Below are 24,826 nucleotides of genomic sequence, written 5' to 3' on the forward strand. Positions count from 1 at the left end.
AATTATAGATTATTCCAATGAAACAGGCGAAAGGATTTTTAATACCCATATTGTTGCTCGTTTTGTCGATGGGCATCCAGGCACAGAAACCCAATGTTCTGTTTATTATTTCAGACGATTTGAATACCCGGATTGGGCCTTACATGGACATTGAAAAACATACTCCTAACCTCGACCGCCTGGCAGAGGAAGGGGTTAAGTTTTCGCGTACCTATTGCCAGTATCCTTTGTGTGGCCCGTCACGGACGTCGTTAATGAGCGGATTGTATCCCGAAAGTAATGGTGTGCTGGCCAATTCATACGTTTACGGCAATTACCGGGCAATGAATTCCAACCTGAAAGAGCACCCGTCGATGACCGGCTTTTTGCGGGAGCAGGGATATTTTACGGCAAGGGTTTCAAAAATATACCACATGGGAGTTCCCGGAGGAATTGAGCGGGGAGAAGCCGGTCCTGATGATCCTGATTCGTGGGATTATGCATACAACGTAATGGGACCGGAAAAAAACAGCCCCGGAAATATGGAACTGCTTTCTCCCAAAAACCCGCATTATGGCTCCAATTTCGCCAGGATGATTATTCCCAATAATCTGGATTATACACAAACCGATTATCTGGCGGCAAACCAGGCAATCGCCATTTTGGAAGGACGGGCAGGAAAACTGATTTCCGATGCCCAGGATAAACACCGGCTGAAAGAAAATGCGCCTTTTTTTCTGGCTGTGGGATTGGTACGACCGCATGTTCCGCTGATTGCGCCTCAACGGTGCTTTGAGCATTATCCCACAGAAAATATGGAGTTGCCCGAAGTAGTAATAGGAGAGAATGTTCCGGAGGACGCGTTGCAACGCAGAAATAATGAACGATGGGGAATGAGCGAACTTCAGCAAAAAAAAGCCATTGGCGCTTACATGGCAAGTGTCCGTTTTATGGATGAACAGGTGGGGCGACTGCTGGATGCGCTGGATCGAATGGATCTCCGCAAAAATACCATTGTTGTTTTTGTGTCTGACCACGGCTATAATCTCGGTGAACACGATTGCTGGTCGAAAGTTAGCCTGTGGGAAGGAAGTGTCAGAACCCCGATGATTATTTCTCATCCGGGATTTCCTGAGAAACACGGCACAACTTGTAGCAGTATTACAGAGCTCATCGATCTTTACCCGACGTTTGCTGAATTTTGCGGATTCTCGGAAGAGCAACCTGAAATTCTTCAGGGAACAAGTCTGGCTCCGTTTCTGGAAGGCACTGGCGAAGTGACAGAAAAGGAATGCGCTTATACGGTGAGTTACGGCGGAAAAGCCGCAACCATCCGGACAAATAAATGGCGGTACACGCGCTGGGGAGAAAAAGCGGGCGGCACAAACGAAGAATTGTACAACCACGAAAACGATCCGGAAGAATTAACCAACCTGGTTGGTAACACTGCATCCCGAAAAACACTTAACGAGATGCGCCAAATGTTTGATAACAAAAGAAATAGTATTCAACGATATTAGTGCGAATTGCGAGTTCGTACTTTTTACATGGGAGTATGAGGTAAGAAGGTGATTAATAGTTGAGAAGAGCTGCGCCGATTCGGTTTGCAGCTCTTTGTTTTTGTATCCTTTTGAAGTGCTTTTTTGTTCAGAACGATTCATGATCGTCGATTTTTTTGTTTTCTAAAAGTCCGTGTTTTTTTCTTCTTTATTGAATTGTTTTTAATAATACAGAATGTTGTATTTTGAGCAAAAGTTTAATTAATTTTGCTTTGTATTCTTATTTCGAGTGCATTTTAAAAAGAAAGTAACAGAAAGGAAACAGTATTTATGAGCAAGAAAAGTAAACCTCAAATCAACCTTATTCTGGATGGAATTATGTTGATACTGCTGGCATTGATTGCCGGCGTAGGTTTTTTAATAAAATATGTGTTGGTACCCGGATTCAAACGAAATGAACTGTATGGTAGCGGTGTAGAACTTAATTTGTTCGGGCTCGACCGGCACCAGTGGGGAGATATTCATTTATATCTCAGTTTTGCGTTTTTATTGCTGATGTTGCTGCATATTGTTCTGCACTGGAAAATGATTTGCTGCATTTTTAAACAGATGGTTGGCCGGCAATCGTCGCGAAGAACAATTTCGGTTTGCGTTGGAGTAGTGACCTTGCTTTTGCTGGCGGCTCCGTTCCTGATAAAACCAGATGTCTCTCCGGTGGAACGAAAATACTCCCATAGGCAGGAGATGCTGCAACGAAACGAAATATTGCTGGAAGGTTCGTTATCGCAACATTCTGCTTCGGTAAACACCGGAAAATTGTCGAATGAAAAACAGGCAGTAGAAAAACGCCGCAAGAATCAGTCAGGGGTTCGCCACGAGCATTCGAATTCTGAGCTCGATATTTTTGGAAGTATGACGTTGACTGATGTTTCAAAAAAATACGCAATTTCTGAAAGCAAACTGGCAACTGCAATGGGAATTCCTCAGGGTAAATCAGGTGAGCGAATCGGACGGCTAAAAAGAGAGTATGGATTCGATATGTCAGAATTAAAAAGTAAGGTTGCTGAGCTGCGCTTGAACCGTTGATTTTGTTGCAAAAACGAAAATTGGCAAAGGGCCGGAAATGTATGCGGCATTGCAATACTCGCCTTTGTCGTAGTCTTTTTGTTTTTGGTTGAAAATATTTTTTATCCCCGGCATAAAACTGCATCTCAGTTTCATTGCCAAAATGATTATCGTGTGAGAATAAAATATCGGCAACTACAAAGTAATTTGTTTTAGCGGAGGGCATGAACCAGAATTTTTCCACTGCTGGTCAACTTGTGAGCGTGTAGAAAAACAACATTATTTACAATGAATAATCCGACTGACAGCAGCAGTATTCCTGCCATCAGCCTTTTTTATCCTGTTTATGAATGCTGTTTGCATAGCCACGAAGAAAGCAAAAATTGTTAGTGGTTTATAGTTTATTTAGTGAATCAGTATCATCCATATTTGTGTGGTCAGGAAACAAATCATCAATCCCAAAATAATGGGTAAGAATGTGGATACCAATGTCCATTTTAAGCTTTTGGTTTCTTTGTAAATGGTGTAGATTGTAGTTGAACACGGATTGTGCAGTAAGCTAAACAACATGAGATTTACGGCGGTGAGAAGTGTCCAGCCTCCGGCACGAAGGATTTCTCCGGTTCCGTTTATCGAATCCAGTTCGAACATAACTCCGTTTCCGCTTCCAATTCCTGTTAATCCGCTGGATAGTACAGTTAACATAAGTACTGTCGGGATAACAATTTCGTTTGCCGGAATGGCAATAATATACGCCAGTAAGATAACACCGTTCAGACCGAAAATAAGTGCAAACGGATTGCTCCAATTGATGAAATGTTCGGCAATGCTTAGTCCGTCTACCTTTAGATTGGCTACCAGCCAGATTACAATACCGGCCGGCACCGCAAAAACGATAGCTCGCCATAACACAAAAACAGTACGGTCGATAAGTGAAGTATAAAGTGTTTGCAGTATTCGTGGAGGACGGTAGGGAGGCAGTTCGAGGCTGAATGCCGAAGCTTCTCCCCGCAGTACAGATTTGCTTAACCCCCACGAAACAACCAAACTCATGAAAATACCAAACAAAGCTATTCCCACAACTGCCCCGGCAGAAACAAGCCCTGCAATACCTGCCGGAACTGCTCCCCCGATAAATATGGTGGCAATCAGAATTTGTGTAGGCCATCTCCCGTTGCACAGCGAAAAGTTATTGGTAATAATGGCAATCAGGCGTTCGCGGGGACTGTCGATTACACGTGCAGCCACAACGCCGGCGGCATTGCAGCCAAACCCCATGCTCATGGTAAGTGCCTGTTTGCCGTGTGCCCCGGCTTTTCGAAACATTTTGTCCATGTTAAACGCCACGCGGGGCAGGTAACCCAAATCTTCCAGCAAGGTGAAAAGTGGAAAAAATATAGCCATTGGCGGTAGCATTACAGAAATTACCCACGCCATTGACATGTAGCCGCCATCGATTAAAACACCGCTGAGCCACCAGGGCATGTTAATGCTTGTTGCCGCTTCTTTAAGCACCGGGTGCAGTTTGTCTATGAGTAAATTAAACAGAAGGCCCGAAGGGTAGTTGGCTCCCGAAACGGTAATCCAGAAAACTCCTGCCAGTAGCAGAAACATGATTGGGAATCCCAGCCATTTTCCGGTTACAATTTTATCAATTTTTATGTCCAGCCCGTAAGCGGATTTGCTTCCTTTTTGGAAAACGGTTTTTTTTGCGATTTCCGAAGCCTCTTCATAAATCGATTCAATAACGGAATCGTGAAAGTCGATTCCCTGTTCCCAGCGGAGGGAGTTGGCTGTGGAAATTATGTTTTCTCTTTCTTGCTGTTGGGTGTTACTATCTTGTATTTTTTCTGAAACCGTTGAAGGCAGATCTTGTTTTAAAAGCCCCAGATCGCCCGAACGGATGGCGTCAATAATACTCTGGTCGCCTTCGAGCAAACGTAGTGCCACCCAGTTTATGTTTGGTAAATCAGAAAATTGTTCGTTCAGTTTTTCTGTAATTACTGATACGGCATGTTTTAATTTGGCAGGCTGGTTTTTTGCGCGCCTGGGCTTGCAAACATACTTTCCTGAAGCTACTTCTTCGATGGCTGCCAACAGCTCCTGCATGCCCTGTCTGCGGCGGGCCGAGGCTGCAATTACCGGAATGCCCAGTTCTCGGGAAAGGGCGCGTACATCAATTTCAATATCGTTGCGTTTGGCTTCATCCATCAGGTTCAGGCAAAGCACGGCGCGGTCGGTTATTTCCAAAATTTGCAGGGCAAGGTTCAGGTTGCGTTCCAGCCGGGTGGCATCGGCAACAATTACCGTAACATCGGGGCGGCCAAACAAAATAAAATCGCGCGCTACTTCCTCGTCGGTACTGGTAGAAAGCAACGAGTATGTTCCGGGAAGGTCAACTACTTTGTAACGTTTTTCGTTGTACGAAAAACCGCCTTCGGCTCGTGTTACCGTTTTTCCCGGCCAGTTTCCGGTATGTTGTCGCAAGCCGGTGAGGTTGTTAAACACGGTACTTTTCCCGGTGTTGGGGTTTCCGGCAAGTGTAATTACAAAATCAGAATTTTGCATGTCCACACCTAAGCGAGTCAGGTTTTCTTTGTGGTGTACGGGGCAGTTTGCGCAATTATTTAGAGTGTTCATTTTAGCTTACTTTGTTTTTTATGAAAATTTGGTCGGCCTGGCTTTTTCGAATGCCAATGGTGGTTCCCATAATGCGGTACCCCACCGGATCGCCCGAAGCGCTTTGCATGATGGCAGCAACCCGGCGGCCGGGAACAATGCCTAAATCCATTAACCTCCGGCGCTGTTGTCCTCTGAAGTTGGGTGATATTCCGGCAATTTCAGCTTCTTCGCCAATATTGAGAGACGACAACTGCAACGGTTTTTCCGAAGTGAATTTGTCCTTATCGATGGCTTCAACAGTTATGCTTGCAGCAAATTGAGGAATCAGAGTGCATTCCTGTCCGTCGGCGGCAAAAGTAATTTTGTCCTTTTCGGCTTTAAGCACATACACCTGCATTCCGGGGTACAGTCCTTCTGCGGCCAGCTGTTGGTATACTTCCACCGGTTCGTCTTCAATATGAATAATACGGGCAATGCTTCCTTTTTTAAGTTCGCTCAGCGCTTTCCCTTTGTGGTCGGGCAGTTCGCCATTTGATGTCGGAATCGGGTCGCCATGCGGGTCGAAAACAGGGTTGCCTATTTGTGCAGCAAGCTTGTCAATTTCGTCATCCGACATTTTGTGTTCCAGGTAATCTGCTTTTGTGTGCCACTCTGTTTGGTTCAGCCCTGTTTCGTCAGCCAGGTAGCGTTCCCAGATTCTGTGCATACGAACCACGCGCAATGCATACGACCGCCCGGCATCGTTTAATCGATACGTATTTTCTTCTTTTGAAACCAGCTCCATTGTTTGAAGCAGTTTCAACAACTTTTCCGATTTCTCTTTTGTGGTATTTAAATTTTTGGCCAGATCCTGAATTTTGTATTCCACTCCTTTGTATTCACAATCGTACAAAAATTTAAGCGTGTCTTCCAGTAATACCCGGCGGCTGTTCATGTTTAATTTGCTCAGCTTTGCCCAGAGGCCTTTCTGCGGCCACAGCAGCCAGAAAATAATTGCTATTGCAACAAGCACAAGCAATATTGCTATTATCGGGTTGAAAAAAGGTTCCATAATTTTTCAATAATTATTTATGATCCGATTCGAAACCGGGATTCAAATTCTAAATTGTTAGTTGACGCAAATATATAAATTTAGATGATTCTAACTTTGTTGTTTTGATATTCTTTTATCTTTGTAAGAAATTCTTAATAGATGCCTTTGAAAACGAAAGAGAATTACTTGAAAAGCATGTACCTGATTGAGGAGCATGTGGGAACTATAGCAGCTTCGGAACTTGGAAAAAGGCTGGGCGTAAGTGTGCCAACAGTTAATAGCATGGTAAAAAGGCTTCAGGACGAAGGCTGGGTGGTTTACCAAAAATACAAACCGATTAAGTTGACGAACCTGGGGCGGAAAGAGGCCGCGTTAATTATTCGGAAACACCGGATTGTTGAGATGTTTTTGGTTGAGAAGCTGAATTTCGGCTGGGAGGAAGTGCATGAAATTGCTGAAGAGATGGAGCATATTCATTCCGAAGCACTTTTTGAGCGGATGGATGAGGTGCTGGGGAATCCGGTTTTTGATCCTCATGGTTCGCCAATTCCTGACAGGCAAGGGAAAATACACTTGAGGCATAGCCTGAAATTGTCGGAAATGAAGGTGGGGGATAAGGTTAAATTGCGCGCATTACTGCATAGTAACAGCGATTTTTTAATGTACCTGAACAACAAAAAACTGGAGCTTGGCGCCGAAATTACAATCACTCACATCGAATCTTTTGATGGCAGCATGACTATTTCTTATGGCGAAGAAACTTCGGTAACTCTTAGCAGAGAGGTGTGTGAACGGCTTTTTGTTGAGCAACTGAATGTTTGATTTTTTAAACGAGGCTTTTATTTCTGCTTACACGAAAACAGAATTCGCTTCAGTATTTTATTGAGTTTCCTTTTCGTTGTCAATTTCTACTTTAAAGCCGGGAGCTTTGTAATCCTTTGGCAAATAGTCGGCCGGAATTGTCGACGTGCTTCCGTCTCTTGCCGCCCGATAGTGGGGCGACATGATTTCGATTCCCCGTTCGTTGCACACATCCTGAATATTTTGGTGCAGTATCGAATAAATTAATGCCTGTTTACTCGCTTCTTTTGTGTATGCGTTAATTTGGTACGATACGTAAAAATCATCGAGACTGGTTTGTAAAACAAATGGCGCCGGTTGGGGACGAATCATTTCTGTTTTCAGCGCAGCATCAATTAAAGCCTGGTGCACCGTTTTCCACGGAACGTCGTACCCAATAGTAACTTTTGTGTTGACAATCAATCCTTCCTGCTGCGATACAATGGTGTAATTTGTTGTATTTCCGGTGAGAACAGACGAATTGGGAATGGTAATAATTTCGTTTTTAATTGTTTTGATTCGCGTGACCAAAAGTGTTTTTTCAACCACATCGCCGGCAACATCTCCAATTTTTATGCGGTCTCCAATTTTAAACGGACGCATGTAGGTAATAACCAGTCCGGCAATTATGTTGGCGATTGCCGATGACGAACCTAATGAAAATAGAATTCCGATAAATACAGAAACTCCTTTAAAAATGTCAGAATCGGAGCCGGGCAAATAGGGAAAAATCAACACAAACATAAATGCATACAGCAAAAACCTAACAATGCTGTACGTTGGCATGGCCCAGTCGGGATGAAAACCTGAAATTTTAAGTTTCTCCTTTTCAATTTCGCCGAATATGTATTTTACAAATCGGATTACATACCTCATTACAAAGTAGATAACCAGAATGCTGAATAGTTTCGGGAGGTACTCCCATATTGCAACCAGTACCCCTTTAAAAGGCGACCAAATTAAATGGAACAAGGCATCTGCCCAGTCGCGCGAGAAAGGGAAAATGCTGAAAATAATGGGCAGTGTAATGTAAAGGAGGACGGCGTAAACAAACCACCGGAGCAGTTTCAGCAGCAGAAGAATGACTTGCAGCTCCTGCTCAACCGCCAGAAATGTATAATCTCTGTACGACAAATCTTTAAGCCACTTGTCTTTTTTTAGTTGAATTTCAATTAAAAGTTTTGCGTAACCTTTTCCGATCAACCAGATAAAAAGCCGAGCAATAATAATAACAAGTATCACCAGTCCAATCCGCCCGATAAACTTTAGCCAACTGTTCTCTTTCCGGGCTTTTACAACCGATTCTTTGATGGTGTTTTTAAAATCGCCGGCCAACTCCGGCATACTTTTTCCGTACCAAAGTGCGTCGTTTTCAGAAACGCTCATAATTATTGTTTCGCCGTAAACAATATCGTAGGTGTTGTCTGATTTTTGCACCAGTATGGAATCAGCTTTGAAGTAATTGTCGTCGTACAGCGCTTCTATTTTTTTGCTGATGTTTGTGGCTCTTTCGCCGGGAACAAAAGCGCCGATTTTTGAGTAAATCAGGAATAACGTGTCCTTTTTTACTCCAATTACAGGAAATCCTTCATTCGAATTTCTTAACGAATCGATGTGCGCTTTTTTGTACGCAATTCTGCTTTTGTTGTTTTCTTCAATTTCTTTCAGTTGTTTTTCCAGGCTCTCTTTTCTGAGATCGTTTGCCGATTTTAGTGCCGCCAGCTCCGATTCCAGTTCTGCTTTCCGAAGCGAGTCTGCAATCCGCTGTTTTTCGGCCTCAATAAGTTTTTGGTTCTGTTCCTGAAACTGAGCAATATTAACAGAATCCGTTGTTTGAGTTGTGCTGTCAACTTGTCCCGAAGATGCAAAACTCCACAACACTAAAAACAGCGGCAATATTTTCGCGAATATTTTCTTCATAGTCAACATATAAATTGCTTCATCGAAAGCCCGATTTTTGTATAACTGCAACATCCTTTTTCTTTCTGGTTCCGGAAATCTGTCTCTGACAAAGTTTCCGTTACAAAGAAAAAACGCACAAACCTGAAACAGGTTCAATGCAGCTTTTCCGGTACTTAACGGCAATTTATTAAAAATATGGCTGAGTACAATGAGGCGCAAAACGTTACCGGTAGTTTTTCTTTTTTCCTAAATAGCAAAAACCTGCCGGAGTTGTTCTGAAAATGTTCGTCGGTTGACTTATTTCCAACATGAAATCACGAGGAAATCTGCAACCGGGAATGTAAGCTGTTACCGCGTTACATCAACACAATAACAAGCAACATTGCGGTTACGCCAACAGCTACATAAATCATACTTCTGCGAAATACTTTTGTTCCGGATTTTATCATCCAGAAAGAAGAAATTGCCAGGAAAAGCAGCAGCACGCCAAAAACAACTGCTACCCAATGCACCGGACTGCCGCTTGTAATTTTATGAAGTCCGACCAGTTTGTTCATCCACCCAGGCAACTCTTTTGACGTATATTTTGCAATACCGGTTTCCTGGTTGTATTGGCCCAGGTTAAAGTAAACGATGCCATTTTCGGTTTTCTCCAACTGAAAATTTTTCAAGCGCAGCATCATGCCAAGTTTCGACTCTTGGATATCAGGAGGCAATTGTTTTTCGATTTCCCGTTCTGTTTTTAAAAAGTCAGTATCGCGGTAAACCAACACAATGCCGCTTAAGCAGTAAATACAAACAAACCCAATCATAAAAAAACCGATGTCGCGGTGAAGCATTCGCATGTAGTAGGCCAGTGATCTTTTTTTTCTGTTTTCCATAATCTGATAAATTTAAAAGCCGGAAAGTGATCCGGCTTAATGTATCGACTACCTAATTTATTTCTGGTTTAATCGAGTTGCCTCATTTTGGCAAACTATTTACGTTTAGCGTCAGAATTTGTATTTTATCCCAAGCGTAATTACCTGTGTTTCGTAATAGTTTTCTGTGTTTAGTGTGAAATTTTCGCCCTCGATAACCTGACTGATTCCGAAGGTATTAAAAAGGTCGACGGCTGAAAGCATGAGTTCAGCTTTTCCGTTCATCAGAATTTTTTTTAGGCCAACGTCAAACGAAAAGCGATCTTCTGTTTTGCCCTGCGGAATAATATCAGGGGCGTAGTAAATGGCGGTTGCCTGCATTTCTGTATTCCACGGAAGTTCCAGATTGTTGTTCAGTTTGAGATTCCAGGTGTTGCTTTTATTCTCTTCAAAATGGAATGGCTGTGGTTGCGGGTAAATGCTCGTTCCCGAGAAAGCGTTTATCTGGTTGGCATACCACAGAAAACTTCCATTCATATTCCAGAAGCTGGTTATTTTGTGGTCAAAAGCCAGTTCAAAACCCAGGTTTGAACCCTTGCCCAGATTTTGCGGAATGGTGTTGATGATTGTTTCGCCGGTTGTGTTTCCGTTGGTGTAAATGCGCGAGAAAATATCGGTTATTGTGCGGTAAAATCCCGACAAATAAACCGAACCATTTGTCCAGTTTGTTTTATAAGCCAGCTCAAATGTGTTTGTAAATTGCGGGCGAAGGTACGGATTTCCGGTTTTTAAAATTTCAGGATCGTCGTACTTCGGGAAAGGACGAAGTTCAAATTCTCCCGGGCGGTCAACGCGGCGGTTAACAAATGCAGAGAGTTTGTTCCCTACGTTGATTTTGTAGGTAACCCGCACATTCGGAAACAGGGAGAGATAGTTGTAATCGTCGTTTGTTGTGTAGTAAATATTTTCGGGGTCGATGTCGTATTTTACGCCGGTATTTTCCAACCGCATTCCTCCTTCGATGTCCACTTTTTTCGATTCGAAAACATAATTGCAATACAGGGCGTAAATGTTTTCGTTGTACTCAGACCAGTCGCCAAGATTCGGATCTAGAATAGAATTTTCTCCCGGATTAATTTTGTAGGAAATGGGGATTCTTCGCAGTTGAACTTTGGTGCCCAATTCTACTCTTCCTGATCGAAGAGGCTTCACATAATCGACATTCCAATTGGACACAATTTCGTCTACCTTCAGGTGGGTTTCGTCTGTAGAATTACGCACGGCACTGGAATCTGTAAACGGAAAAAGCTCGTCTTCGCCTCCTTTAGTGTACAAATATCCGGCTTCTATTTCGTGCCCGGGTTCCGCAAATTTGTGTTTAAAGTTGGCCGCATAATTAATAAAGCGTGTGTTTTCGTCTTCTGCCCATGTCCAGAATCTTTTCCGTTTGCCGTTCGTCAGATAGTCGTACGGAACATGCCCGCGGTCTATGTGATATTCATCCTCAAATAGTGCGAAAAGGGTGAGTGTATTTTTGTCGTTCATAAACCAGTCGAACCCCACTTTTATGTTGTACTCTTGCTGGGTTCTGTTTTCCAAAAACTGAGAAATAACATCAGGCGTTCCGTCGGAATATTTACGCGTTGAGAACTCATTGCTGTTCACTTTTGAACGGACAATCCCGTCGCTCTGCAAAAACAGATTTGCTTTTTCTGTGCGGTAGTTCAGGCTGATTGAAGGGTTGTATTTTGGCGTGAAAGAGTATTTGTCCATGATGTTGGGAAGGTTGGATTTCCGTTGCGAAAGTTCTCCCAGTCCAAAATTGAACCCGGCTTCTCCGTTAAATCCGGTCTCTTTTTCTTTTTTATAAATTATATTGATGATGCCGGCCATTCCTCTTGCATCGTACTTTGCCGACGGGTTGTTAATGATTTCTATTTTTTCGATGCTGGAAGCAGGAATATTATCCAGCCCTTTTTGGTTGCCAAAGCCGGTGAGGCTCGACTGTTTTCCATCGATTAACACCGAAACCTTGTCGCTGCCCCTCAACAGCACTTTGCTTTCCTGGTCGATGGTGACCCCGGGCAGGTTGCGCATGGCATCGAGAACAGAACCACCTGATTGCGAAACGTTTTTGGCAACATCAAAGCTTTTTTTGTCGAGGCCCGACGAAACAATCTCCTTTTTTGCAGATACAATTACTTCGTCGATGTTTTCGGATGAAGGTTCGAGCGTAATCCTGCCCAAGTCAAAAATAGTATTCAGCCTGCCAATCAACAGCGGAATTTCTTTTGAGTTGTAACCCACAAACGAGCAGGAAACCGTGTAGTTGCCTTCGTTCACGCCGTCGATTGTGAACCTTCCGTCTACGTTTGTAACAGTGCCGGTAACCAACTGTTCTTCCGAATTGACGGTAACGGTTGCATAAGGTAACGGCTCTTTGGTTACGCTGTCAATAACGCGTCCGGATATTACTCCTTCGCCTTTTGCGAAAACTTGAATGCTGCAAATGCAAATAAACAGCAACGAAAAAAAGTGCTTCATTTTTCCAGGTATAAAATTGTTCGGCCTAAATTAACGGCCCAATTCTGAAAAGATTTTGAATTTGATGCAGTGTCCGAAATATTATTTCAGAATAATTTTGAAGCAATGCCGGTTGGGCTTTTCAAAATTGTATTCGATTTTAAGCTGAAGCAGTTCGCAAATTCGGCTGGCAATGGCAAGCCCGAGTCCGGAGCTTGTTTCGCTGGTTCCTTGTTTGTAAAATCTTTTGAAAATAGCGTTTGCAGGCAACGGCTGTTCATCTCCGCTGTTTACGATTTTAAAAAATCCGGCGTTCAGTTCTATTTCAACAAACCCGCCGTGAACATTATATTTGACTGCGTTTTTTATCAGGTTGGTAAAAAGCAGTTGCATCAGGTAGGAGTTGGAGAGAATAACCGGATGATGATTGAGGTTTTGTTTTAGTTGAATTCCCTTCAACCCGATTTGTTCCGAAAAAATATCAATGGTTTCCTGTAAAACTAAAAACACATCTGTTTTTTCGTTCAGGCTAAACTGGTCGTTATCAATTTTCGCCAGCAGCAGCAGGTTGCGGTTCAGTTTGTTCAGGTAGGTAATATTTTTGTCCATCTTCTCCACAATTCTGGCCTGTTCTTTTGTGAGATTTTTGTCCTGCGCAAAAAGGTCTGTCTGCGTTCTGATAACTGCCAGCGGGGTTTGCGTTTCGTGTGCGGCATTCTCCGTAAATTCTTTTTGCGCTTTATACCTTCTGATGTTGTTTTTTGTCAGCTCCGAAACCGAATTGCCCAAATCATTAAACTCGTTAATGTTTGATTTTTCAGGTTCAATGGGTTGTTCTTTGTCGATTCGAAAAGTGTTCAGCCGGGAAACCAGGTGATAAAACGGGCGCCAGGTTTTTTTTGCGAAATAGTTGTTCAGCAAAATCAGGCCGGCCAGCAAAACAAAAAACAGAATTGACTGGGTAATTGCAATTCCCCGGATAAGGTCGGCGCTTTCCACCAAATCTTTACGAATTAAAATTTCGTAGGACCTGCCGTCTACATTAACAACAGATTTTAATTCTCTGAAAGGCTCGATGTGGGTGCGAGTTTCGTCGTAAAATTTGTTGTAATAAACAGAGTCTTTTTCTGCTGCATTTTCATTTAACGGGAAAACCGAAATGCCCAAGTCAAAGTCGAGCGCAACTCTGGTGAAATTATCGATAGCCAGCGAGTCGATGCCCGAAGTGCTGATTCCAGCGATGATTTTTTCTTTATGAAAAAAAAGCGAATCGTCTACATCCTCAATCCAGAGCTTCTCAACAAGAAAATAGAACAGCGGGATGCTGATTATAAAAACGACTATGGAAAAAGTGAGGTAAATCTGTAGTGTTTTGTGAAACAACTTCATAGTCCTTCAACTTTAAATTTGTAGCCCATGCCGTAAATGGTGTGAATATATCCGGGGCATCCGGCATTTTTTAATTTTTTCTTCAGGTTTTTTACATGGGCGTACACAAAATCAAAATTATCGAACGTGTCGGCATTGTCGCCGGCCAGGTGTTCGGCAATGCTGCCTTTCGACAAAACCCGATGAGGCGACGAGATAAAAAGAATGAGCAGCTCGAACTCTTTGGGCGAAAGCTGTTCTACTGTTTTTCCGTTATATTGTACAATTTTTTCGGCCAGGTCAATATGTATTCCTCCTTGTTGAATGATGTTATTTCCGTTAAATTTTCGTCGCCGGATGAGCGCCCTGATGCGCATTGACAATTCTGCCAAATGAAACGGTTTGGTAAGGTAGTCGTCGGCACCGATGGAGAGTCCTTTCAACTTGTCGTCAAGCGAAATTTTAGCAGAAATGATAATTACGCCATCCTGTTTTCCCAACTGCTTTAACTTCTCCAGAATTACAAAGCCGCTTCCGTCGGGCAACGAAATATCCAGTAAAATACAGTCGTACTCGTACAGTTGTATTTTCTCCAGCGCCTGCTCAACCGTTTGAGACAGTTCGCAGTGGTAGCCTTCGTCCGACAAGTATTTCTCAATTCCGGAAGCTAAATCAGTGTTGTCTTCAATCAGAAGAATTTTCATTTTTCCTGCAATTTACGCTTTCCGGTTGGAAAGCCTTACAAAGATAGGAATTGATGCTAATTGGAACGACATCGAAAAAACAATTAACCAGGGTATTGAAACATCGTACAACCATCCCATAAAAAAGCTGCCTAAAAACCAGAATAGCCCGAATACTGCGTTGAAAACACCAAATCCGGTTGCCCGCTTTTCCACAGGAATTGTGGATGCCAGCACCGCACGAACTACCGATTCCTGTGCCGCCATTCCTACGCCCCAGCAAACCATTCCCAGAAGCGCCGTGTAGAAATTTCCCATAAAAACCAGCGGGACAAAAAACAATGAAATCAAGGTGCTTCCAATGAGTATTTTAATTCCGTGTTTATCGAAAAGAGACCCCAGAAGCAGGGCGGCAATTGCATCTACTCCCATGGCAATGGCGTACATCACCGGAATCATTTCGGTTGGCACCTGCGCTGTCTTTTCAAAATGGAATGCAATCAGCGGATAATCGGCAAATCCGGCAGCAATTAACGAGAGGGCAATTAGATAGAGAATGAAGAATTTTTTTGGGAATTTTTGTTGAGTGTCCGGTTTCTCCACATCCAGAATTTCGGGTGCAGGATATTTTAGCCGTGCAACAAGTAATATGGAAATGGCGATAACGGCCGGTACAAGTAACACTGCGAACGAGCTGTTGTAACTGCCGGAAAAATAGTAAACAGCGCCTACAATCAACGGCCCGGTAACTGCGCCAATCTGGTCAAGCGCTTCATGAATTGCAAATCCGCGTCCGTGGCCAACAGACGAAGTGGCGTGCGACAGCATCACATCGCGTGCCGGATTGCGAATTGCTTTTCCCAACCGTTCCATAATCATGAACACCGCTGCCATTTGCCAGTTTCCGGCTAAAGCTAACGCGGGCACAGCAAGCAGGTTAATTAAGTAGCCTACTATTGTAATTGTCCAGTACTTTTTTGTGCGGTCGCTAATCAGGCCGGAAATCAGACGCAACGCATACCCGGTTAATTCGCCAAACCCGGCGATAAAACCAACTGCAGTGGCAGTGGCTCCCAATGAGGCTAAAAAAGGCCCGGTTATTCCCCGGGCCCCTTCATGTGTCATGTCCGAAAATAAACTAACAACCCCCAGAAGCACAATAAATGCCCAGGGCGATTTTTTAAATCGTTTCATTTACGGATTAGTTCTGTTATGCATTTTTAAACGCTTTTTTGCCTGCAAATTTAGCAGCGCTTCCAAGCTCGTTTTCGATACGCATTAACTGGTTAAATTTTTCGATGCGTTCGCCACGGCAACCGCTTCCGGTTTTCAGGTGGCCTGCATTAATTCCTACAGTAAGGTCGGCAATAAAACTGTCGATGGTTTCGCCGCTGCGGTGTGATACAAAGCAGTTGTACGAATTTTTGTACGCCAGTTCAATGGTTTCCAGCGTTTCTGTAACTGTTCCAATCTGGTTCAGTTTAATCAGAATAGAGTTGGCAACCTGTTTTTCTATTCCTTTAGCCAGAATAGCTTTGTTTGTGCAGAAAAGGTCGTCGCCCACAATTTCTATTTTCCCGCCGATGGCCTGGGTCAGGTTTTTCCATCCTTCCCAGTCGTTTTCAGCCAGTCCGTCTTCCAGCAAAACAATAGGGTATTGGTCAGTCCAGCTTTCCCAAAGTTTTACCATATCGTCGCTTGACACCAGTTTGCCGGTGCTTTTAAACATTTTGTATTTCCCGTCTTCCCACATTTCGCTTGATGCCGGATCCAGGCAAATACTTACTTCGTCGCCCGGTTTGTAACCTGCTTTGGTAATGGCTTCGAGAATAACTTCCACTGCTTCGTCGTTGGATTTCAGGTCGGGAGCAAATCCGCCTTCGTCGCCAACTCCGGTGCTGTAGCCTTTTCCTTTCAGAACCGATTTCAGTGTGTGGAAAACTTCAACTCCCATCCGAATTGATTCTGCAAAAGTGGGTGCACCGTGGGGGGCAATCATAAATTCCTGAAAATCTACGTTGTTGTCGGCGTGTTTTCCTCCGTTAATAATGTTCATGCACGGAACCGGCAGCAGGTAGGCATTGCTTCCTCCGAGGTATTGGTAAAGGGGCATTGCGGCAGATGCAGCCTGTGCCCTGGCATAAGCCATAGAAACGCCAAGAAGTGCATTGGCACCCAGCTTGGCTTTGTTGTGTGTTCCGTCCAGTTCAATCATGCGGTAATCCAGTTCGCGCTGGCTGCTGAAGCATTTTCCTTCCAGCTCTTTAGCCAGAATTGTGTTAACGTTGGCAACGGCCTTCAAAACCCCTTTACCGCCAAAGCGGTTTTTGTCGCCATCGCGTAACTCGGTTGCTTCGCGTTCGCCTGTTGACGCTCCGCTGGGAACCATTGCCCGTGCGGTTGTTCCATTTTCCAGTTTCAGATTAACTTCTACTGTCGGATTCCCTCTGGAATCAAGAATTTCCATCGCCCGAATTTTTCCTATTTTCATCTCATTTAATTTTAATTTGTAAAAGTATTCAATATAAATCGCAGGTTTATTTCGAAAAAACCTGTTCTTCTGATAATCTTTCGGTGCTGTTTGTTAGGTAGTTATCTGGTTTCGCTTTTGACTGATTCAAAAGTCAAAAAACTTTTTCTGCCCTGATTCATACATCAGAACGTTTATTTCCTGAGTGGTAACAAGGCATCCGTACCTGGTCGATTCCAACGTTGGACGGATGGTCTCGAAAAAGTCCATAATTTTTTTTTCCTCATCCGCTATTTGAATGAGTGTGGGTACTTTTTCAGTTACTTCCCAGAACTTATACGAATGAATAATTGAACTGGCGCCAAAACCGAGTATTCCTTTATGAACGGTGGCTCCGGCCAGCCCTGCTTCTTTCGCTTTAAAAACGATGTGTTCGTATAAAAGATCGTGTTCGGTTTTATCGGTTGAACCAATAAAAATCTGAAGCAGCAGCGCTTTGGTATTGTTTTTCATCTGTATAAAATTTTTTGATTTATGAGTGTTCAAAAAATTTGAAGACATTCAGGAACTCACATAAATTTTTATCATTTTTTTTTGTGAATTTTGAATGAAGAAAGTTCATATTCGTTTCATATTAAAGAAGTTTAATGAGTGTACGACCCAAAAAAACAGCCAGCAATCCGAGCATAAAACTGAGTGATGCATAACCTGCAAAACGAAAAAACTCTTTGCTTTGAAAAAGTAGAAAAGAGTCGTTTGCGAGCGATGAAAAAGTAGTAAAGCCACCGCAAAAACCAACGGTCAGAAACAACCTCCATTCAGCCGACATGAAGTTCCCTCTTTCTGAAATTCCAAAGAAAATTCCGATAAGCAGGCTTCCAATAATGTTGACAGTAAACGTTCCCCAGGGAAATACCGAAGTGTATGAGATTTGAATGAACCGGGATACCAGGAACCTGGCCCCCGAGCCTAAAAATCCGCCAATTCCTGCAATTATAAATGACTTTACCATAAGCACAACTTTTAAATTTGTGATTGCTGGTAGAAGTCATCAGCTTTTTACGGCAGTTAATGGCAGACCTCATTGCCTATGCAAATTTAGTAAAACGCAACAGCGGGACGAAACGATTTAAATCTTTTATGTTTTGCTCTTAAACATTTAACGGTGAGTTAAATTATGAACCCGTTGCATTAATTGTAACATTGTGAAAAAAACACTGTAATGTTCTCTTTTTTCTTATTTTAGCCGCAAAATATCGAAAAAAACTAGAAAAGCGGTGATGAAGCGCGCATGACAATAATTGGAAAAGAGTACGATTAATGCCGCTGAGAGTTTCACATAACACTTTTAAAACAAAGAAATCAATCCTATGAAAAAAGCCTTATCTGCAATTTTGCTCCTGTTGGTATTTAGTTTCTACGCCAAATCTCAAAACAGTAGTTTACATGGAAAAATTTTCGATTCAGACAATAATATTCTGCCCGGTGCAAGCGTAATTATTTTGGGAACAGGCAGCGGAGTAAATGCAAACGAATCCGGCGAGTACCTGTTTAATAGGCTTTCGGCGGGAGAAATAACGGTTCAGGCTTCGTTTGTGGGGTATAAAACCCAGTCGGTTCAAATTGAAATCGGGCCCGGAGAAAATACTCGTGATTTTGTGTTTGAAAAGCAGGAGATTACGCTCGAAAGTGTAACTGTTACTTCGCAAAAACGTGAACAGCAGATTATTGATGTTCCCATTACCATGAGTGTTTTGAATTCGCGTTTTATAGAAGATAATAATATTACCGGACTGAACGAACTGTCGGAATTTGTGCCCGGTCTGCTCGTACGCATGCAGGGAACAGACCGTCCCAGCTTTGTAATTCGCGGACTCACCAGCGACGAAGTAAGCCCTACTGCGCAGCCGCGGGTTTCGGTATTTTACAACAATGTTCCCATCAGTCGCATTAGTGGAGCTGCGGTAGAACTGTTTGATATGCAGCAAATAGACGTACTGAAGGGCCCGCAGGGAACACTTTTCGGACGGAATGCACAAATTGGCGCTATTCATTTCATCAGTAAAAAACCAGACAATAGTTTGAATGGATTTGTTAATGCCGGAGCAGGCAGCTACAACAGAAAAGAGTTGAGTGGCGCAATTAATATTCCGGTAGTGAAAAATAAATTGCTGGTGCGGGCAGCCGGAATTTACGACTACCGGGACGGATACATTAAAAATACGTTTGGCGGAAATTTGAACGGAAAAAATACTGTTGCCGGACGATTTTCGGTGCGCTACCTGCCTTCTGCAAAAGATAAAATTGACTTGGTGGTTAACTATCAAAAAGATGACGACCCCGGACTGGGTTTCATGAGCATGAATTATCCCAATACCGAGGGGAGCAAAAATCCTTTTGATTACACCGCATCGCTCGAACAGGGCGACAACCTCGCCACTGAAAAAGAGATATTTGATGCTACTCTGTCGGCACGGCATTATGTAAACGAAAATAATTTCTGGACATCGGTGAGCTCTTTTCGGAAAATTAGTGCTTACTCGCGGTGGGACGGAGATGGCACGGCCGCAGCAGCCATTGATATGAGTGAAGATGACGGAGCCCGACAGTTTTACCAGGAAATCAGGTACAACTATTCTGTTAAAAACAGATTGAACGGCAGCATTGGGGGAAGTTACTGGAATGAACATGCCAGTCAGGATTACTGGTTTTCGCCCAACGACCAGGATATGTTTCACCTGTTTTTTGATACGGGTTACCTTGTTACTCCCGACGGGCAGCCGGCGTCGATGCCCAATCTTCCCAACGACCCGCAGTTAGGCCCGCTCGCCGGGATGCCGCTGGGTACCAATCATCAGGAAGAAAATAACAGCAGCGCCGTAAATCAGGCATTCGAAGGTTTTGCCGATGCTACATATTTGCTAACCAACAAACTGAGTGTTACCGGAGGGTTTCGTTTAATCAGGGAATGGTTTGAACTTACCAGCGAAGCAAAAATGACCGGCGGGGAACCGTCAACTCTCGGAATGCTTTCTGGAAATTATCCCAACCTGTTTTTCAAACCAAGCGAAGAGAAAATCATTTCGGAATCGGCAACGGCTTTTACATGGCGTGCAGGTTTTAAATATGCTTTTAACGAAAACAACAACCTGTTTGCCGGTTTTTCAAAAGGGCACCGCCCAAAAGTGCTTCAGTTTACTTCGGCAGGAGAGGAGCAGGTTCTCAGTGAAGAGAAGGTGTACAGTTTCGATTTGGGATTTAAAACAGCCGGTAAACGGTTGTGGTTCGACATAGGCACTTTTTCTCATCGCTACCTGAATTTTCAGACGTCGGCATGGGTAGCAGACGCCAACACCGGGGAGTTTAATTATATTGTAAAAGACGGCGGAAAAGCATCGGCATTTGGTGTTGAAACAAACCTCAGGTATGCCATTTTTAATGCACTGCATATTTTTGGAAATTATGCATACATAAATGCTGTTTTTGCCGACAAAGATACTGATGGCGCAGAACAGGCTTACGCCGGAAATAAGTTCAGGCTGACTCCGGACCACAGCTTTTCTGTTGGGCTGAACGGCCGCATCGGAATCACCAAAAACCTGAATCTATTTGCAGTTCCGTCGTGGTCGTACAAAACCAAAATATTTTTTGAGGATGCCAATACTCCAGGACTGGAACAGGACGGCTACGGGTTACTCACCTTCAGAGGCGGGATTGAGTGCCCGGCTCAAAAAATTACACTGGCTTTTTGGGCCAGCAACCTGCTTAACGAAGAATACATTGTGAGTGCAGGAAACACCGGAAGTCTGTTTGGCAACCCGACCTGTATTCCAGGCGCTCCCCGAATGTTGGGAACAAGAATATCGTGGAAGTTCTAATAGATAGTTAGCCCCAATTTTTACAAACAACGCAATGGAAGGCATTATAAAGTTTACCCTTTTATCAAGTTTAATTTTATTGATTTCTTGTAAAAACGGAAATGAAAATCAAAACTTAAAAGAGAATAAATCCCTATCAAAACAAGAAATGCTTCAAGACTTTGAGGTATTTGAAGCCATTTATCAAAAAGCAAATGCCGGACTTTACAAGTATCGTTCAATGCACCAAATTGACAGTGTTTTTGCAGAAAATAAGGCAAAAATAACAGACAGTTTATCCTACAGAGAATATTATAATCTGCTATGGAACGTTATTGACTTTACAGGCAGTTGCCACAGTCATCTCGATTTTTCAAATTCGCTATTTGATAGTTTAAGCAAAGAGAAAATATTTTTTCCAATTCCTTTAAAATATATTGATGGAAAGTTGTTTACAAATCTCGCCTGCGAAAAAATTCCTGCTGGAAGCGAAATAATTTCTGTTAACAACATAAAAGCCAATAGTTTTTTAAGACAAGTTTCTAAGTACAGAAGTACAGACGGGAATAATAAATCGGGGAAATACAAGTGGGTTGAAACAGATTATTTGCCTTCATACATTTACTTTGCATTAGGAAAGCAAAATGATTACACTATTGAATACAAACAGTATAACTCAAACGAAATTGAAAAAATAAAAGTTGAAAGCACAACTTATTCCGACTTTTATGAAAATTTCAATAACAGACACTCTAAAGAATTAGAAATTCAGAACAATAAAGAGTACTCCTATACATTTATAGATAGTTTAAAAACAGGATTTTTAACGGTTAAATCCTTTGCGATGGGCGAATCAGAAACGGAAGGACATAAAAAATATGCTGCTTTTTTAGATTCAGTATTCGTAACAATTAAAAATCAGGAAGTAAAAAATCTAATTGTTGACATTCGCGGAAACGGTGGGGGAAATGGTGTAAACATACTACTTCTCTATTCATATTTAACACAAAGAACGTTTCGGGAAAATATTTCAGCATACACGTTATTTCAAGAGATACCTTTTCAAGAATATTACATTTACGATGACGTGGAAGATTTAACAAATTTCTTTAAAGAAACACATGCTGTATTCAATAACAATAAATACTATCAAACTCCTGAGTTTAATGAAGTATGGCATCCTAACGCAAATGCTTTTCAAGGAAAGATTGTTTTGTTGATTGACCCGATTGTAGCTTCAGCAGGTTCACATTTTGCGAGTTGGATGAAAAGTGATGAAGTTCCAATAATCATTGGCGAAGAAACAATGGGAGGCTATTACGGTCATACCGGACATATGCCAATGACTTACGAGCTTCCAAACTCTAAATTTCTACTAACATTTTCAGTTGTTGACCTTAGACAAGACGTTAAAGAATTACCAGATGAAAAATTCGGCGATGGCGTTATACCCGATTTTAAAATTGGTCAGTCCTATGAAGATTTTATTAATAACAAGGATACTCAGCTGAATTTTGCCATCGAAAAAATAAAAAACTGTAGCTAACATTGTAAAAGCATAATGCGGGATAGAACACTGATTTTAAATAAATGGAATTTAAATAAATGTAAGAGTAAACTGAAAGTGAAGTTCTACTAATTTTGCACTACTTTTTACTTTACCGTTGCGTGCGTGTTAAGAAAAGATACTACTGAGAATATGGAAGAAACAGCAAAACCGGAGAGCAAAAAAACAGAAGATTATACGATGGGCATGGGAAAAGTAAATTTGATTGCCGTGCTATTGGCTTTTCCTATAACAGCAGTAATTCTTTACCCATTTGTTTTAGTGTGGGGGTACGAAACATTTAAGGCTGGAAAAGAAGCATTTGATGACTATTTCTTATTGGTATTGATTGCTGGAATACTAGTACATGAGTTGCTACACGGATTAACATGGGGATACTTTGCAAACAATGGATTCAAATCAATTCGTTTTGGAGTAAAATGGAAATTTCTGACCCCGTATTGCCATTGTAAAGAACCACTAAAAGTAAAACATTACAAAATTGGCGCAGCAATGCCATTAATTATCATGGGTATAATTCCATCAATAATCGGATTCGTAATCGGACATGGTGGAGTTCTGGCTTTTGGAATCTTTTTTACCTGGGCAGCTGGCGGAGATATTATTGCACTGTTTATGCTGTGGAAACTCGACAATAATATTTATGTTTCTGACCATCCTGACAAGATGGGGTTTGTACTGGAATTTGAATAAAAGTTAAAAGCTACACACAACAATACGTCTACTCAGCGTATGAAATCGTTAACTAAACAGAGGTACGAGTTGGAATTCATGCCGCTTAGTAAATAGTTTTTTGTCTGCACTACGCTTCAGGTAAGGCACCTTGCCAAAACCGTTTTATGTTAACTTTTTTTTAAAGGCCGCCAATTTAAAAATTGAACCGGTTCGTTTATGCTAACTTTGTAGGCAAACATAAAAGAAAACCAAAACCCTTCAGCGGTAAAAAGGAGTATTATGCGGGCATCACAAATTATTACATTTATTGTTCTTATTTTTTTCTGTTCTGTTGCGAAAGGCAAAAACAACTCATCCCTTACAAAAAATAAAGGCATTATTATTAAACTGAATGAAGACGGATCTGCTTACTCAAAGTTTTCATTTGCATCGCAGTTTTGGTTCAGACAGACACAACTGAACCCGGGCAGCAAAACGGCAAGTGGCGACCCGGTTAATGCTGAGGCCGATTTGGCATTGCGCCGCACGCGTTTTTCCATGTTTAATAAACTAAACGACAACATCATCTTTTATACGCAGTTGGGATTTAATAATCTGAATGCTTCTAACCCCAAGTCAGTACTTTTTTTTCACGATGTTTGGGCAATGTACGATTTCGTGCCAAAATCTTTCAGTGTGGGAATCGGATTGAATGGCTGGAACGGAATTTCGCGGTTAACAAACACCAGCTACCAGAAAACAATGACTTTGGATAATCCGGGGTTTAGCATCCCCGCGGTGAATCATACCGATCTCAATATTCGTCAGTTAGGCATTTTTGCAAAAGGCACTGCCGGAAAGCTTAATTACCGGTTTTCAGTTGCAAAACCGATGATTTACAATAGCGTTCCAGAAAATCCCGAACAAGAAAAAGGCTACGAATTTCCCTCTACTAACCTGGCGTACAAAGGATATTTTGCCTGGCATTTTTGGGAAAAGGAATATTTTCAAACATCGTATGTTCCGATGACTTATTTCGGAACAAAAAAAATCTGTAACGTTGGCGCCGGCTTTGATATTTTCCCTGATGCAATTGCTGAATTCGACGAGGAAGGCAATCGGACATTAAACGACCGTGCTTTATTTGGAACAGATTTTTTTATGGAGCTGCCTTTTGAAAACAATCAAACAGTGTCTGTTTACGCGGTTTTTTACGATTACGATTTCGGGAAAAACTATTTGCGAAGATCCGGGGCAATGAACTACTGGCACGGCGGAACTCTTGCCGAAGGAGCTGGAAACAATGAATTTAAAACCGGAACAGGGAATATATTGTATGGCACTTTTGGGTACCTTTTTCCTCAGAACCTTTTTGAAAAAGCCGGTCGGTTACAGCTTTTTTATGCGTATTCGCACAAAAATTTCGAGGCACTGCCCAGGGCACTTTCCAACCACGATTTTGGCGCCAACCTGTTTGTTAACGGGCATAAACTGAAACTGTCTGTGCAGTACTCGCTCCGCCCGATGTCTGACAATGCCGACGGCGCAGATCATTTGGGAGCATTTCTGTTTCAAACCCAGATTGTAATATAAATCCGTTTTACATTTTTTTTAGCCTTTTTTGCCGCTGCTTTACACCGATGTACAAAATTGGTTTTAGTGGATAAAAGAATCTTTTTGTTCGGTCTGCGGAGTCTGTTTTAGTGATTTTGGGAGTAACTATTTTTCGGCCTGTTTTTTTTGCACCGGCTTCATTAACAGAAATCTGACAAAATATTTTTCAAAATATTTCAGATAAATCGTAAGAATAATTGCCTTATTAGTTAGCAATGTTAATTTTGTAGTCGCTTTATTTGTTAAAGTGAAACTAAAAATCAATTTCGCCAAAAAAACCGTGTTTGCTA

General features: G+C 42.2%; 18 protein-coding genes and 1 riboswitch. Of the genes, 7 read left to right on the forward strand and 11 right to left on the reverse strand.

What is annotated here, in order from left to right; all coding sequences use genetic code 11:
* Positions 1 to 17 precede the first annotated feature (17 nt).
* Together BUB08_RS05750 and BUB08_RS05755 are read left to right on the forward strand one after the other, a co-directional pair.
* A complete protein-coding gene (locus BUB08_RS05750; RefSeq protein WP_072999714.1) occupies positions 18 to 1,499 on the forward strand; it encodes a sulfatase in 1,482 nt (493 codons plus the stop codon).
* A 309-nt stretch (positions 1,500 to 1,808) separates the two neighbouring features.
* On the forward strand, positions 1,809 to 2,564 hold the full coding sequence (locus tag BUB08_RS05755) for a DUF4405 domain-containing protein (protein WP_072999715.1): 756 nt from the start codon (positions 1,809 to 1,811) through the stop codon (positions 2,562 to 2,564).
* Positions 2,565 to 2,948: 384 nt separating this feature from the next.
* Here the strand turns inward: BUB08_RS05755 and feoB are convergent, their stop codons facing one another.
* Both feoB and BUB08_RS05765 read right to left on the reverse strand, forming a co-directional pair.
* Positions 2,949 to 5,183, reverse strand: a complete 2,235-nt coding sequence (feoB, locus tag BUB08_RS05760) for a ferrous iron transport protein B (protein ID WP_072999717.1) — start codon at positions 5,181 to 5,183, stop codon at positions 2,949 to 2,951.
* 1 nt (position 5,184) lies between these two features.
* Positions 5,185 to 6,216, reverse strand: coding sequence for a metal-dependent transcriptional regulator (locus tag BUB08_RS05765; protein WP_072999718.1), 1,032 nt, complete (start codon positions 6,214 to 6,216; stop codon positions 5,185 to 5,187).
* Between the two features lie 141 nt (positions 6,217 to 6,357).
* On the opposite strand from BUB08_RS05765, the gene BUB08_RS05770 reads away from it, so the two are divergent.
* Positions 6,358 to 7,020, forward strand: coding sequence for a metal-dependent transcriptional regulator (locus tag BUB08_RS05770; RefSeq protein ID WP_072999719.1), 663 nt, complete (start codon positions 6,358 to 6,360; stop codon positions 7,018 to 7,020).
* Between the two features lie 57 nt (positions 7,021 to 7,077).
* Here the strand turns inward: BUB08_RS05770 and BUB08_RS05775 are convergent, their stop codons facing one another.
* The 9 genes from BUB08_RS05775 to crcB all read right to left on the reverse strand — a co-directional run bounded on the left by BUB08_RS05775 (position 7,078) and on the right by crcB (position 17,856).
* Positions 7,078 to 8,958 (reverse strand): mechanosensitive ion channel domain-containing protein, encoded by a 1,881-nt coding sequence (locus tag BUB08_RS05775; RefSeq protein WP_072999920.1) that lies wholly within the window; start codon positions 8,956 to 8,958, stop codon positions 7,078 to 7,080.
* A 338-nt stretch (positions 8,959 to 9,296) separates the two neighbouring features.
* On the reverse strand, positions 9,297 to 9,821 hold the full coding sequence (locus tag BUB08_RS05780; protein WP_072999721.1) for a hypothetical protein: 525 nt from the start codon (positions 9,819 to 9,821) through the stop codon (positions 9,297 to 9,299).
* A 111-nt stretch (positions 9,822 to 9,932) separates the two neighbouring features.
* Positions 9,933 to 12,344, reverse strand: coding sequence for a TonB-dependent receptor (locus BUB08_RS05785; protein WP_072999722.1), 2,412 nt, complete (start codon positions 12,342 to 12,344; stop codon positions 9,933 to 9,935).
* Between the two features lie 81 nt (positions 12,345 to 12,425).
* Positions 12,426 to 13,712 (reverse strand): sensor histidine kinase, encoded by a 1,287-nt coding sequence (locus tag BUB08_RS05790; RefSeq protein WP_072999724.1) that lies wholly within the window; start codon positions 13,710 to 13,712, stop codon positions 12,426 to 12,428.
* The gene (locus BUB08_RS05795) at positions 13,709 to 14,395 is read right to left on the reverse strand and encodes a response regulator transcription factor (RefSeq protein ID WP_072999725.1); all 687 of its coding nucleotides are present in this window, start codon (positions 14,393 to 14,395) and stop codon (positions 13,709 to 13,711) included. Before BUB08_RS05795 ends, BUB08_RS05790 begins: the two co-directional genes overlap by 4 nt.
* Positions 14,396 to 14,407: 12 nt before the next feature.
* Positions 14,408 to 15,568, reverse strand: coding sequence for an MFS transporter (locus BUB08_RS05800; protein WP_072999727.1), 1,161 nt, complete (start codon positions 15,566 to 15,568; stop codon positions 14,408 to 14,410).
* Positions 15,569 to 15,584: 16 nt separating this feature from the next.
* Positions 15,585 to 16,865, reverse strand: coding sequence for a phosphopyruvate hydratase (gene eno / locus BUB08_RS05805; RefSeq protein WP_072999728.1), 1,281 nt, complete (start codon positions 16,863 to 16,865; stop codon positions 15,585 to 15,587).
* A 126-nt stretch (positions 16,866 to 16,991) separates the two neighbouring features.
* Complete coding sequence (locus BUB08_RS05810; protein ID WP_072999922.1) at positions 16,992 to 17,357, reverse strand: DUF190 domain-containing protein; 366 nt, start codon at positions 17,355 to 17,357, stop codon at positions 16,992 to 16,994.
* Positions 17,358 to 17,478: 121 nt separating this feature from the next.
* On the reverse strand, positions 17,479 to 17,856 hold the full coding sequence (gene crcB / locus BUB08_RS05815; protein WP_072999730.1) for a fluoride efflux transporter CrcB: 378 nt from the start codon (positions 17,854 to 17,856) through the stop codon (positions 17,479 to 17,481).
* 23 nt (positions 17,857 to 17,879) lie between these two features.
* Positions 17,880 to 17,942, reverse strand: a riboswitch (Fluoride riboswitch).
* 272 nt (positions 17,943 to 18,214) lie between these two features.
* On the opposite strand from crcB, the gene BUB08_RS05820 reads away from it, so the two are divergent.
* The 4 genes from BUB08_RS05820 (at position 18,215) to BUB08_RS05835 (ending at position 24,515) form a co-directional block, all read left to right on the forward strand.
* Positions 18,215 to 20,722: a TonB-dependent receptor gene (locus BUB08_RS05820; protein WP_072999732.1), complete on the forward strand. Its 2,508-nt coding sequence runs from the start codon at positions 18,215 to 18,217 to the stop codon at positions 20,720 to 20,722.
* Positions 20,723 to 20,756: 34 nt separating this feature from the next.
* Complete coding sequence (locus BUB08_RS05825) at positions 20,757 to 22,247, forward strand: S41 family peptidase (protein ID WP_083570604.1); 1,491 nt, start codon at positions 20,757 to 20,759, stop codon at positions 22,245 to 22,247.
* Between the two features lie 153 nt (positions 22,248 to 22,400).
* Positions 22,401 to 22,961: a DUF3267 domain-containing protein gene (locus tag BUB08_RS05830; protein ID WP_072999734.1), complete on the forward strand. Its 561-nt coding sequence runs from the start codon at positions 22,401 to 22,403 to the stop codon at positions 22,959 to 22,961.
* Between the two features lie 261 nt (positions 22,962 to 23,222).
* Complete coding sequence (locus tag BUB08_RS05835) at positions 23,223 to 24,515, forward strand: hypothetical protein (RefSeq protein WP_072999736.1); 1,293 nt, start codon at positions 23,223 to 23,225, stop codon at positions 24,513 to 24,515.
* Positions 24,516 to 24,826 lie beyond the last annotated feature (311 nt).

This window comes from Mariniphaga anaerophila, from assembly GCF_900129025.1.
GTDB classification, from domain to species: domain Bacteria; phylum Bacteroidota; class Bacteroidia; order Bacteroidales; family Prolixibacteraceae; genus Mariniphaga; species Mariniphaga anaerophila.

Bases quoted from the DNA above. Each gene is read 5' to 3' on its own strand.
- BUB08_RS05750 (WP_072999714.1), top strand. From the start codon at position 18: ATGAAACAGGCGAAAGGATTTTTAATACCCATATTGTTGCTCGTTTTG.
- BUB08_RS05755 (WP_072999715.1), top strand. From the start codon at position 1,809: ATGAGCAAGAAAAGTAAACCTCAAATCAACCTTATTCTGGATGGAATT.
- feoB (WP_072999717.1), bottom strand. From the start codon at position 5,183: ATGAACACTCTAAATAATTGCGCAAACTGCCCCGTACACCACAAAGAA.
- BUB08_RS05765 (WP_072999718.1), bottom strand. From the start codon at position 6,216: ATGGAACCTTTTTTCAACCCGATAATAGCAATATTGCTTGTGCTTGTT.
- BUB08_RS05770 (WP_072999719.1), top strand. From the start codon at position 6,358: ATGCCTTTGAAAACGAAAGAGAATTACTTGAAAAGCATGTACCTGATT.
- BUB08_RS05775 (WP_072999920.1), bottom strand. From the start codon at position 8,958: ATGAAGAAAATATTCGCGAAAATATTGCCGCTGTTTTTAGTGTTGTGG.
- BUB08_RS05780 (WP_072999721.1), bottom strand. From the start codon at position 9,821: ATGGAAAACAGAAAAAAAAGATCACTGGCCTACTACATGCGAATGCTT.
- BUB08_RS05785 (WP_072999722.1), bottom strand. From the start codon at position 12,344: ATGAAGCACTTTTTTTCGTTGCTGTTTATTTGCATTTGCAGCATTCAA.
- BUB08_RS05790 (WP_072999724.1), bottom strand. From the start codon at position 13,712: ATGAAGTTGTTTCACAAAACACTACAGATTTACCTCACTTTTTCCATA.
- BUB08_RS05795 (WP_072999725.1), bottom strand. From the start codon at position 14,395: ATGAAAATTCTTCTGATTGAAGACAACACTGATTTAGCTTCCGGAATT.
- BUB08_RS05800 (WP_072999727.1), bottom strand. From the start codon at position 15,568: ATGAAACGATTTAAAAAATCGCCCTGGGCATTTATTGTGCTTCTGGGG.
- eno (WP_072999728.1), bottom strand. From the start codon at position 16,865: ATGAAAATAGGAAAAATTCGGGCGATGGAAATTCTTGATTCCAGAGGG.
- BUB08_RS05810 (WP_072999922.1), bottom strand. From the start codon at position 17,357: ATGAAAAACAATACCAAAGCGCTGCTGCTTCAGATTTTTATTGGTTCA.
- crcB (WP_072999730.1), bottom strand. From the start codon at position 17,856: ATGGTAAAGTCATTTATAATTGCAGGAATTGGCGGATTTTTAGGCTCG.
- BUB08_RS05820 (WP_072999732.1), top strand. From the start codon at position 18,215: ATGAAAAAAGCCTTATCTGCAATTTTGCTCCTGTTGGTATTTAGTTTC.
- BUB08_RS05825 (WP_083570604.1), top strand. From the start codon at position 20,757: ATGGAAGGCATTATAAAGTTTACCCTTTTATCAAGTTTAATTTTATTG.
- BUB08_RS05830 (WP_072999734.1), top strand. From the start codon at position 22,401: ATGGAAGAAACAGCAAAACCGGAGAGCAAAAAAACAGAAGATTATACG.
- BUB08_RS05835 (WP_072999736.1), top strand. From the start codon at position 23,223: ATGCGGGCATCACAAATTATTACATTTATTGTTCTTATTTTTTTCTGT.